The sequence below is a fragment of the Moraxella nasicaprae genome, from assembly GCF_025643275.1.
In the GTDB taxonomy this organism is placed as follows: Bacteria; Pseudomonadota; Gammaproteobacteria; order Pseudomonadales; family Moraxellaceae; genus Moraxella; species Moraxella nasicaprae.
Genome location: NZ_CP089977.1, coordinates 162,625 through 175,345 on the forward strand (window position 1 = coordinate 162,625; position 12,721 = coordinate 175,345).

At 44.9% G+C, this 12,721-nt stretch carries 3 protein-coding genes; all 3 read right to left on the reverse strand.

What is annotated here, in order from left to right:
* Nucleotide 1: 1 nt before the first annotated feature.
* A complete protein-coding gene (gpmI, locus tag LU297_RS00720) occupies nucleotides 2-1,564 on the reverse strand; it encodes a 2,3-bisphosphoglycerate-independent phosphoglycerate mutase (protein ID WP_263076512.1) in 1,563 nt (520 codons plus the stop codon).
* Nucleotides 1,565-1,825: 261 nt separating this feature from the next.
* A complete protein-coding gene (locus LU297_RS00725) occupies nucleotides 1,826-11,611 on the reverse strand; it encodes an ESPR-type extended signal peptide-containing protein (protein WP_263076513.1) in 9,786 nt (3,261 codons plus the stop codon).
* Between the two features lie 445 nt (nucleotides 11,612-12,056).
* On the reverse strand, nucleotides 12,057-12,344 hold the full coding sequence (locus LU297_RS00730; protein ID WP_263076514.1) for a hypothetical protein: 288 nt from the start codon (nucleotides 12,342-12,344) through the stop codon (nucleotides 12,057-12,059).
* Between the last annotated feature and the right edge of the window lie 377 nt (nucleotides 12,345-12,721).

The window sequence follows — 12,721 nt, forward strand, 5'->3', positions numbered from 1 at the left end:
CTCAGACCTTGTCAGACAGCAAACTCTCGCCTGTCATCTCATTAGGTTTGTCAAGCCCCATCAAGTCCAATATGGTAGGAGCGACATCACACAACCGCCCACCGTCTCGTACCTTGACCGACTTATCGCCCACATAAATAAACGGTACAAGATAGGTGGTGTGTTGGGTATGAACTTGTCCTGTTTCATAGTCAAACATCTGCTCGCAGTTGCCGTGGTCGGCGGTAATGAGCAAATGCCCACCCATCGCTTTGACAGCCTCTGCCACCCTGCCCACGCAGGTATCTACGGTCTCAACCGCCTTGATGGAGGCGGTCAATGAGCCTGTATGTCCTACCATATCGCCATTGGCGTAGTTTAAAATCACGGTATCAAATTTGCCTGACAAAATCGCCTCTACCACCTTATCAGTAACTTCAAAGGCACTCATCTGTGGCTTTTCGTCATAGGTCTTGACTTTGGGGCTATTGACCAAAATGCGTTCTTCGCCTTGATACAACTCCTCTCGCCCACCACTAAAAAAGAAGCTCACATGGGGATACTTTTCGGTTTCAGCAATGCGAAGCTGGGTTTTGCCTTGATTGGATAGGTATTCGCCTAAGGTATTTTTTAAATCATTGGGCAAATAGGCGATACTCACTTTTGGGTTGTTTGCCAAAGGAGCAGAATATTTGGTCATACATACAAAGGCGGATAACTCTGGCACACTTTTACGCTCAAAGCCTGCAAATTCTGGCTCCACAAAGGCATTGGACAGCTCTCTGGCACGGTCGGAGCGAAAATTCACAAAAATTACACCATCGTTATCACAAATAACCCCATTTTCATCAATTATTGTGGGGGCAACAAACTCGTCCGTTTCGCCATTGTCATAAGCTGACAAAATCGCTTGATTGCCTGTTTCGCATTCTCGCACTGCTTTGGCAATGGTCAATAAATCATAGGCTTCTTGTACTCGCTCCCAGCGATTGTCTCTGTCCATCGCAAAAAATCGCCCCACCACACTGGCAAGTTTAACCTCGCCATCAAAGGCTTGGTTTAGGGCATCAAGCTCATTTTGTAATTTTGCCAAATAAGTGTCGGCAGATTTGGGGGCGGTGTCTCGTCCGTCCAAAAAAGCGTGTACAAACACTTGGCTTGCCCCTTGTGCCAACGCCAGTCGGCAAGTGGCATAGATATGGTCTTGGTGTGAATGCACGCCCCCATCGGACAACAAACCAATGACCTGTACCGCCCCTTCATTGGCAATGGTGTCTTTGACCGCTTTAACCAATACAGGATTGGCAAAAAAATCGCCATCGGCAATCTCTTTGCTAATTTTGGTGGAATCTTGGTACAAAATACGACCTGCCCCCAAATTCATATGCCCCACTTCTGAATTGCCAAATTGACCCTCAGGCAATCCCACATCAAGCCCAGAAGTGGAAATCAGTCCATTTGGGCAAGTGGCAAGAAATTTATCCAAATTGGGGGTATTGGCTTGGGCAACGGCATTATCCTTATTGTCATCACGATGTCCAACACCGTCCATAATCACAAGTACATGTGGCGTTTTTTTAGTCATTTTATGCTCCATTGTTCATGTTGTGTGTTTATCACGCCAAATGCGTTTTGTGCATGAGATGACGGTCAAATCATCAAACCGACCGCTTTGACCAAATCACATTGGCAAACAGTCTTGATTTGAACACCAAGCTGGTAGTCTCATCAAGCAACGCATTTGTCATACTATTTCTATTTTAGCACAAAACCCTGCCAAATTAAGCAAAATTATGCCAAGATAATAAAATAAAACCCCCTTGTGATACACAAGAGGGTTTGGTTGTTAGCGGAATTTGACACCAAAGGCAGCACCGCCAGAATAATCACCTGTGGAGGTTGCACCACCTGCAAATTTGAAAATGTATTTACCATTATCAGAGATTTGCGAGTAGCCCACAGAAACCGCCGAAGTGCCTTTATAAGTACCGATTGCCACGCCACCCAAACTTTCGCCTGGATTGAACGCTTGTGGCAATAAACCTGTGGCAATGGCACTGGCTGTGCCTGCATAAGCAGACTGCTCCACATCATACAAGCGTTCATTGATGGAGGTAATGGAGCGATTGATGCCTTGTTGCAATTCATAAATCTGAGCACCATTGACCGCCTGCGTACTGCTTGCCGAGATTTCAGCTGGGGCAACACCATTGACAACATTATTGCCCATATTGATAGGCTGACCTGCTGCAACCGTGATACCGCCATTGGCGTGGATTGCACCTGTGGCATTAAGCTGACCGCCCACACTCACATCGCCTGTGGTTTTGATGGTGTCAGCTTGCACCGATTTGGCATTGATGGCGTCTGTGTTCACTGTCGTGGCGTTCAATGTTGTCGCTGTTACAGTGGTGGCATTGACTGTCGTTGCCTCAACACTCTGAGCAGTGACTTGTTTGAAATCTGGATTGTCCGTTGTTTTGACCGTGATGTCTGTGCCAGAGCGTTCAATGATAATATTGTTGCCCTGCACGAAATTCACTTTGCCATTATTGGCAACTTTTTGACCATCATCGCCATTGGCTTTGACCGTCCAACCAGCATTGCTAACGGCTGTGTTGAGATTGTCATTTAGGGCTTTGGTTGCATTATTTAGCTGTGCCACATTAACCGCATCACCATCTGCCACGCCATCTGCCACGCCTTGCACTCGGTTATTGCCCAAGCTGACAACTTGACCGCTTGCTACTTCCAAACCACCGTTTGCGGCTAATTTACCACCCACACTCACATCGCCTGTGGTGCTTAGGGTGTCAGTTTTAACATCAGTAAAGCTGACATTTTGTTTGGTGGCGACTTTGATATTGCCATTGTCGTTAGTGATGCTGATGTTATCGCCATCAATGAAGTTTTGGGTGTTGTCGGTTTGGTTTAGAGTTTTGACTTCTTGACCATTGACAGAAGTTTTGATTTCTTGAATGGCGGTGTTTGCTTTGGTTAGATTGGCTTTGGTGGTTTCATCTAACTCAACATCATAACCATTGTCAGTCTTAGTGGCGGTAATGCCATTGTTGCCATTCACGACTTGTACGGCTGTATCAGCTTTGGCTAGGCTGGCTTTGGAGGCTTCGTCCAAGCCTACCGTGACTGTATCGCCTTGTTTGGTTGTGGTGATGCCGTCTTTGCCATTGACTGTTTGTACGCCTGTGTTAGCCTTAGTTAGGCTGGCTTTGGTTTCATCTGACAAATCAATCACATAGTCAGTTACGCCATTGGCTTGTTCGCCAGCTTTGACAGTCAAGGCATTTGATGCTGTTGAAACTGTTGCTGATGTGTCTTTGGCATTGATGGTATAGGTTGTACCATCAGCAGTTTGGGTTTTATTGATAGAAGTGATGTTACTGCCTGCCACGATGTTGGTGGTATTGGCTTTTAGTTGAGATAGATTAACTGCTTCATCATTGGTGGTGGCGTTGGCGACGCCTTTGATGGTTTGGTTGCCTGCGTTGATGCCAGCATTGTTAATCAACACGTTGCCAATGCTTAGGCTGTCGGCAGTCAAATTGCGATTTAGACTGATTGCCACACCTTGTTCACTGGCGGTGGTGATGATGTTATCATCGCCTGTGATGGCAAGGGTGTCGCCTAATTTTTTGGTGTTGGTACTGCCTGTATCGCCTGTGAAGGTTAAGCCTTTGGTATTGATGTCAGTATTGGCTTGCACACCCTTAGCAATATCATCACGGGTTGCTTGGGTTAGACCAACTTGGTAGTCAGTTGTTTTGCCATTGACGGTGGTTTTGACGATTTCAATGCCGTTCGTACCGCTGGTTGAGGCGGTGGTGTCGGCAACTGCTGCCAAGCGTTTCACATCATCAATGTTCGCAGCATTGGTGCCTGTATCGCCACCGCTGGCTACATTCGTGATGACATTGTTACCCATATTGACGGTTTGACCGCCAGCAACAGTTAAACCGCCATTGGCATTTAGCATGCCACCAATGGTTGCTGTGCCTGTGGTGGTTAAGGTGTTGGTTTTAACATCAGTAAAGCTGACATTTTGTTTGGTGGCGACTTTGATTGCACCGTTTTCATTGGTCAGCTCAATGTTGTCGCCTGTGATGAAGTTTTGGGTGTTGTTGGTTTGGTTTAGGGTTTTGACTGCTTTACCGTCAATTTGGGTTTGGATTTCTTGTACAGCACTGTCTGCCTTGGCTAGGCTTGCTTTGGCTTGTTCGGTCAAATCCACCGCATAATCTGTTACGCCATTAGTCTCCGCACCTTTGCTTACCGTAACTGGCGAGCCTTGAACGGCAGAGACAGTCGTGTCTTTGGCATCAATGGTGTAAGTAATGCCATCAGCGGTTTTTACTTCATTGACTGAATTGACATTTTGACCTGCTTTTAGTGTGACCGATTGGGCTTTTAGCTGGGCAAGATTGACTGCTTCATCATTGGTGGTGGCATTGGCAACACCTTTGATGGTTTGATTGCCTGCGTTGATGCCTGTGTCTTTATCAATGCTTGCTGTACCAACGGTTACTGTGTCAAAGTTCACTTGCTTAGCCGTAGCAACTTTAATACTACCACTGTCATTGCTGATGACAATGTTATCGCCATCAATGAAGTTTTGGGTGTTGTTGGTTTGGTTTAGGGTTTTGACTTCTTGACCATTGACAGAAGTTTTGATTTCTTGAACGGCAGTATTAGCTTTAGTTAAGTTGGCTTGGGCATTGTCGTCCAATGTTACATTGTAGCCAGTCGCTGTTTTGCTGGCGGTAATGCCGTTTGTGCCTGTAACTTCTTGAACGGCTGTATCGGCTTTTTTCAAGCTCGCCTTCGTCTCATCGCCTAAATCCAAGGCAAAATCAGTAATGCCGTTGCTTGGTGTGCCAGCCGTTACTTTTAACGCTTTATCATTAGCGGTGCTGACTGTTGCCGAAGTATCTTTGGCATTGATGGTATAAGTGGTGCCGTTGTCGGTTACTTGGGCATCAACCGAGGTGATGTTTGCACCGCCCACCACGCTGACTTTGGTGGCGTTAAGCTGTGATAGATTGACCGCATCGGTGGCGTTGGTGGCGTTGGCGACACCCTGAATACGGTTGCCTCCCATATTAACCGTCTGACCAGTTGCAACGGTTAAACCGCCATTGGCATTTAGCATACCACCGATGTTGGCTTTTTGATTTACTTGCAATGTATCAAACTGTGCATTATCTGCCGACAGTGTAATAAAATCACCAGATTTAGCACGAATTGTATTAGCATTAATGGTATTAGCAGTTAAGGTTGTAATATTCCCTGTTGCCGCCTTAATGTCGCCAGTCGCAATTTGCATACTGGTTAGATTATTGATTGTTGCCGTGCGTGCTGATAAATTGACTGAAACAATATCATCCGCCTGCACATTCTTAATGCTGGCATCTTTTGCTGATAAAGTGGTTGTATCCACTTTGTCAAAACTAACCTCTTTTTTGGTAGCAACTTTAATTGCTCCATTTTCGGCGGTTAATTGCATATTATCGCCTGTCACAAAATTGGCGATATTGTCGTTTTTGTTGAGCGTTTTAACAGATTGACCATCAAGCTGGGTTTCAATTTCCTGCAAAGAATTATCAGCCTTATTTAGGCTATCTTTGGTCTCTTGGGATAAATCAATGGCATAATCAGTAATGCCTTTATTCTCCTCGCCTTTATTGACAACCAGATGTGTTGATGTTGCAGATACAGTCGTATCTTTGGCGTTGATGGTGTAAGTAATGCCATCAGCATCAGCAATCTTCTCTATCGAATTGATGTTTTCACCAGCAACAACTGTGGTGGTGTTTGCTTTGAGTTGGCTTAGGTTTACCGCTTCATTGTCACTGGTGGCATTGGTGACACCTTTGATGGTTTGGTTGCCTGCGTTGATGCCAGCATCATTGGTGATGCTTGTTTTGCCGATGGTTAAACCCTGAGCATTGAGCAGATTATCGCCTGTTTGAATGCTGGTTGCTGTGATATCTTTAAATACTGGGTTTTCGGCAAATTCAATGGCAATACCTGCATCGGTAGCGATGGTTTTGATATTGGCACCGCTATAATTGCCCGCCGTGATTGCCTCTCCCGTGATGGCAAGTTGGTCACCAAGATTGCGATGAGCCTGTCCTGTATTACCAGTAAAATCCAAACCCAAATTGGTTAATTGAGTCTTAGTGTTATTCAACTGCCCCACATTAACCGCATCACCATCTGCCACGCCATCTGCCACGCCTTGCACTCGGTTATTGCCCAAGCTGACAACTTGACCGCTTGCTACTTCCAAACCACCGTTTGCGGCTAATTTACCACCCACACTCACATCGCCTGTGGTGCTTAGGGTGTCAGTTTTAACATCAGTAAAGCTGACATTTTGTTTGGTGGCGACTTTGATATTGCCATTGTCGTTAGTGATGCTGATGTTATCGCCATCAATGAAGTTTTGGGTGTTGTCGGTTTGGTTTAGAGTTTTGACTTCTTGACCATTGACAGAAGTTTTGATTTCTTGAATGGCGGTGTTTGCTTTGGTTAGATTGGCTTTGGTGGTTTCATCTAACTCAACATCATAACCATTGTCAGTCTTAGTGGCGGTAATGCCATTGTTGCCATTCACGACTTGTACGGCTGTATCAGCTTTGGCTAGGCTGGCTTTGGAGGCTTCGTCCAAGCCTACCGTGACTGTATCGCCTTGTTTGGTTGTGGTGATGCCGTCTTTGCCATTGACTGTTTGTACGCCTGTGTTAGCCTTAGTTAGGCTGGCTTTGGTTTCATCTGACAAATCAATCACATAGTCAGTTACGCCATTGGCTTGTTCGCCAGCTTTGACAGTCAAGGCATTTGATGCTGTTGAAACTGTTGCTGATGTGTCTTTGGCATTGATGGTATAGGTTGTACCATCAGCAGTTTGGGTTTTATTGATAGAAGTGATGTTACTGCCTGCCACGATGTTGGTGGTATTGGCTTTTAGTTGAGATAGATTAACTGCTTCATCATTGGTGGTGGCGTTGGCGACGCCTTTGATGGTTTGGTTGCCTGCGTTGATGCCAGCATTGTTAATCAACACGTTGCCAATGCTTAGGCTGTCGGCAGTCAAATTGCGATTTAGACTGATTGCCACACCTTGTTCACTGGCGGTGGTGATGATGTTATCATCGCCTGTGATGGCAAGGGTGTCGCCTAATTTTTTGGTGTTGGTACTGCCTGTATCGCCTGTGAAGGTTAAGCCTTTGGTATTGATGTCAGTATTGGCTTGCACACCCTTAGCAATATCATCACGGGTTGCTTGGGTTAGACCAACTTGGTAGTCAGTTGTTTTGCCATTGACGGTGGTTTTGACGATTTCAATGCCGTTCGTACCGCTGGTTGAGGCGGTGGTGTCGGCAACTGCTGCCAAGCGTTTCACATCATCAATGTTCGCAGCATTGGTGCCTGTATCGCCACCGCTGGCTACATTCGTGATGACATTGTTACCCATATTGACGGTTTGACCGCCAGCAACAGTTAAACCGCCATTGGCATTTAGCATGCCACCAATGGTTGCTGTGCCTGTGGTGGTTAAGGTGTTGGTTTTAACATCAGTAAAGCTGACATTTTGTTTGGTGGCGACTTTGATTGCACCGTTTTCATTGGTCAGCTCAATGTTGTCGCCTGTGATGAAGTTTTGGGTGTTGTTGGTTTGGTTTAGGGTTTTGACTGCTTTACCGTCAATTTGGGTTTGGATTTCTTGTACAGCACTGTCTGCCTTGGCTAGGCTTGCTTTGGCTTGTTCGGTCAAATCCACCGCATAATCTGTTACGCCATTAGTCTCCGCACCTTTGCTTACCGTAACTGGCGAGCCTTGAACGGCAGAGACAGTCGTGTCTTTGGCATCAATGGTGTAAGTAATGCCATCAGCGGTTTTTACTTCATTGACTGAATTGACATTTTGACCTGCTTTTAGTGTGACCGATTGGGCTTTTAGCTGGGCAAGATTGACTGCTTCATCATTGGTGGTGGCATTGGCAACACCTTTGATGGTTTGATTGCCTGCGTTGATGCCTGTGTCTTTATCAATGCTTGCTGTACCAACGGTTACTGTGTCAAAGTTCACTTGCTTAGCCGTAGCAACTTTAATACTACCACTGTCATTGCTGATGACAATGTTATCGCCATCAATGAAGTTTTGGGTGTTGTTGGTTTGGTTTAGGGTTTTGACTTCTTGACCATTGACAGAAGTTTTGATTTCTTGAACGGCAGTATTAGCTTTAGTTAAGTTGGCTTGGGCATTGTCGTCCAATGTTACATTGTAGCCAGTCGCTGTTTTGCTGGCGGTAATGCCGTTTGTGCCTGTAACTTCTTGAACGGCTGTATCGGCTTTTTTCAAGCTCGCCTTCGTCTCATCGCCTAAATCCAAGGCAAAATCAGTAATGCCGTTGCTTGGTGTGCCAGCCGTTACTTTTAACGCTTTATCATTAGCGGTGCTGACTGTTGCCGAAGTATCTTTGGCATTGATGGTATAAGTGGTGCCGTTGTCGGTTACTTGGGCATCAACCGAGGTGATGTTTGCACCGCCCACCACGCTGACTTTGGTGGCGTTAAGCTGTGATAGATTGACCGCTTGATCGCCCTGGGTGGCATTTTTCACACCTGTAATCACTTTATCACCAGCGTTGATACCGTTTTCTTGGCTGATTTTTACCGTGCCGACAGTAACATTATCCACCACGATATTCGGTTCTAGGGCAATCTCGATGCCAGTATCTGCTGTCGCTGTTGTGATGATGTTGCTACCGCCCGTGAAAGTGATATTACTACCCGCTGGCATGAGACCTGTCGTTGTACTGCTATCGCCGTCAAAAGCATACATGCCTTGGCTGAACGCATCCAAAGCCTCTTGACCTTTGGCAATCTCATCTCGAATGGCTTTGGTCAAGCCCACTTGATAATCGGTGGTTTTGCCATTGACGGTGGTTTTGACGATTTCAATGCCGTTCGTACCGCTGGTTGAGGCGGTGGTGTCGGCAACTGCTGCCAAGCGTTTCACATCATCAATGTTCGCAGCATTGGTGCCTGTATCGCCACCGCTGGCTACATTCGTGATGACATTGTTACCCATATTGACGGTTTGACCGCCAGCAACAGTTAAACCGCCATTGGCATTTAGCATGCCACCAATGGTTGCTGTGCCTGTGGTGGTTAAGGTGTTGGTTTTAACATCAGTAAAGCTGACATTTTGTTTGGTGGCGACTTTGATTGCACCGTTTTCATTGGTCAGCTCAATGTTGTCGCCTGTGATGAAGTTTTGTTCATTGGCAGTTTTATTTAGAGTATTGACCGCTTGTCCATTGACTTTATTAACAATGGTTTGTACCGCTGTGTCAGCTTTGGTTAAGTTGGCTTTGGTGGCATTATCCAAATCAACCGTAACAATGTTGTCATTGCCTTTGGTTGCGGTGATACCGCCTTGACCTTTGACATCTTGTACGGCGGTATTGGCTTTGGTTAGATTGGCTTTGGTGTTATCGTCCAAGCCAACGGTTACGGTATCGTCCTGTTTGGTTGCGGTGATGCCGTCTTTGCCGTTCACATTTTGTAAGGCGGTGTCGGCTTTGGCTAGGCTTGTTTTAGCTTGCGTGGTTAAGTCCACAACAAAATCCGTTACGCCATTAGCCTCTATGCCTTTGGTTACGGTAACTGGCGAGCCTGTCGCATTAGAGACGCTTGCCGAGGTGTCTTTGGCGTTAATGGTGTAAGTTGTGCCGTTTGGCGTGGCATTCTTGGTGATAGAACTGATATTCGCCCCTTGGACGATATCCACTTTGCTGGCGTTGAGCTGTGATAGATTGACCGCGTCTGTGCCAGCGGTGGCATTGGCTACGCCCTGAATGCGTTTATTGCCAGCGTTGATGCCACTATCTTTGTCAATAACGACATTGCCAAAAGTCGCCTTATCCAAATTCAGCGTTCGATTGAGTGCAATCGACACGCCATTACCGCTGCCTGTCGTCTGAATATTGCTATCCGCTCCCTTGATGTCCACCGCATCGCCCAATTTACGGACATTGCTCGTGCCGGTATTGCCAGCAAAAGTCAAACCCGTATTATCCACTGCATTTTTGGCGGCAACACCCTGTGCGATTTGATTTTTTGTCGCATCGCTTAGTCCCACCTGATAAGTGGTCGTATCCGACCCATTGTCCACCGTTGGTGTTACGGTCAAATCACTTGTTGTGGTTACAATGCTTTTTTCTGCATTGATGGTAATGGTATTGCCACTTTTTTCAATCTGCACATTATTACCATCGACAAAGTTGACCACATCGCCCGGCTTGACAATCGAACCTTCTAGCCCATTGGCTTGTAGATTAAAGCCAGAATTTTTAATGGCATCAACCACCGTCTGAGCAGTCGTCAAACCTACCGTGCCTGTCGTGCTTGGCACGCCATTACGCACATTGATATTTTGGGTATTAACATTGATTTGCACATCGCCAGCGGCTGACACAGTAGCGGTGGTGTGCGTACCGTTATTGAAATTTAGGCTGTCGTCTTTGTTGATCTCTTTGACTTGCGTGTTGTTATTTTTTAGATTAAAACCGCTATTATTGATACTTTGGTTGATATTTTGGACATGATTATTGATGATGGTCTGCACGCCTTTGGTGATGTCGTACAGCTGAGCACCATTGATAGCATCTGTCGAAGTAGCAGTGATTTGACCGGGTGCGACATTTTGGATTTGGCGTTTGACTGTTTCATTACCGACCGAAACGACATTACTGACATCAAAGTTGCTCTTTGTGGTTGAGTCATAGGTTTGTCCATTAATATTATACTGCTGACCTGCCGCCGTTACCTCCACACCTTGACTGGTAACGGAACCTGCACCCAACGCCACCGAACCTGCCAGTTCTGCCCTTGCACCAGAACCGACCGCCAGCGTATTTGAACCTGCCGAACGAGCCGCCAGACCGAATGCAGTTGAGCCAGAACCAGTTGCAAAAGATAGCGTCCCAACCGCAGTCGAACCTTCCACGCTGGCGGTTGAGCCTAGACCGACAGCTGTCGCTCCCTTACCATTAGATATCGCAAAAGTACCAATACCAACCGCCCCTTGACCATAGACCGTCAATGATCGATAACCAGCACTATTAAAATTGCCAGACTCAGTAGCGGCGTCTTGAAAGTTAATGCCTGCAATCATACCCAGTCCACGAGCACTGCCTGCATCATCACCACCGATGGCAACAGCACCTCGTCCTTGCACATTGATGTTATTACCAATCGCCACCAGTTGATGCTGGTTGGCATCACCAGATTCAGCAACAATACCACCTGTCTTAATCTCAGAGCCAATCAATACTCGCTGCGAGCTTGTCCCATTATCCGAAATCTCAATCGCCCCAGGGTTGGTGCTAGGTCGGCTTAGCGTGCCATTATTGAGAACCGTTGCCCCATAGACCGTATGACTCATGGATAATGACGCAAGAATGCTTAGCGATAGCACGGTTCTTTGTATAGAAGTACGCCCTGTTCTTTCTGATTTAATTTTGGTGCGTCCTTTTGCCAGTTCCGATACTGCTGTCCAAGTTTGCGTGGCGTGGTTGTAGATAACACGGTAGATTTTGTTCATCTTAGACTGACCTTTGGTGGTTGGATTGCTGGTTTAACTTTGTTACAAAAATATTGTTATTGTAGTATATCATCATTTGCAATACAAGCATATCAAATATGTTTAATATATAAGCAAAAGTTTCCAATCTTATACAAATCTAGAAATTCAAGAAAATCATGGCAAAGCTCACCCCTCTACACCGTCTATTCTAATCTAACATGGGTAGTGATTTTGATGTAAACTTGTGATGATGTCTTTTTTCTTGCTGATTTTTTGGCTTTGTTTTCTTTAAAAATAACCCAACCTGATGGGCAATCTGTAAGATTGATACCCTTGCTGTATCGTCTATGATGCCATTTGTGTTAGGGGTGTACAAGACGGAGGTGATGCCATCGAAGAGTCTTGGTTTTTGTTCAATCTTTTGGGCTTTGCCCTCAAACGCTTTGGCAATAGCATTAGCAAGCTAAACCTTAAATAAAAAATAAAAAATACTGCCTAGATATACTATAACCATTAGAAAAAACCAATAAAATCTTGATAGCTTGCTATCATTTGATTTTAGCTTATTTCCAAATGACCAAAAATCCCTACCATTAACATAGTCATAAACATCCACAAAAACCATCAAAGAAATAAATAAAAACATAAAAAATTCATAAATATCAAAATAATATTTTCTATCTAACTCAATTGATACAGCCATGCTTATCAAAAAAGGTGCGATAACAAGCATTTTATTTTTGACACTCATGTTTCTCTTTTCCTCTAAGATTGTGAGATGAACAGCTATTTGTGAACTTATTTTTAATTTTTTTTGAAAGTAATTTAAAAATATAACATTGCACCATATACATGAAAAGCCAAACAAATCATGATTGCACCATACCAAAGTAGAGAAAATTTTATATAAATTTGCTATTGATTATATCATTTCTTAGCAATAAAAAATTGCTGGTATAAACCAAAGCATAATAAATGACACTCCATAAAAAGCATCTTGTATATTTCTAAATCTGGTTGCATAAGCAAAGAAAGAGACTTTATCATCAAATAAACAAAAAATAAAAAAAATACTAGAAAATATACCGATATATGAAAGTAGATTAAGTTATATTTAATTGCCTGACT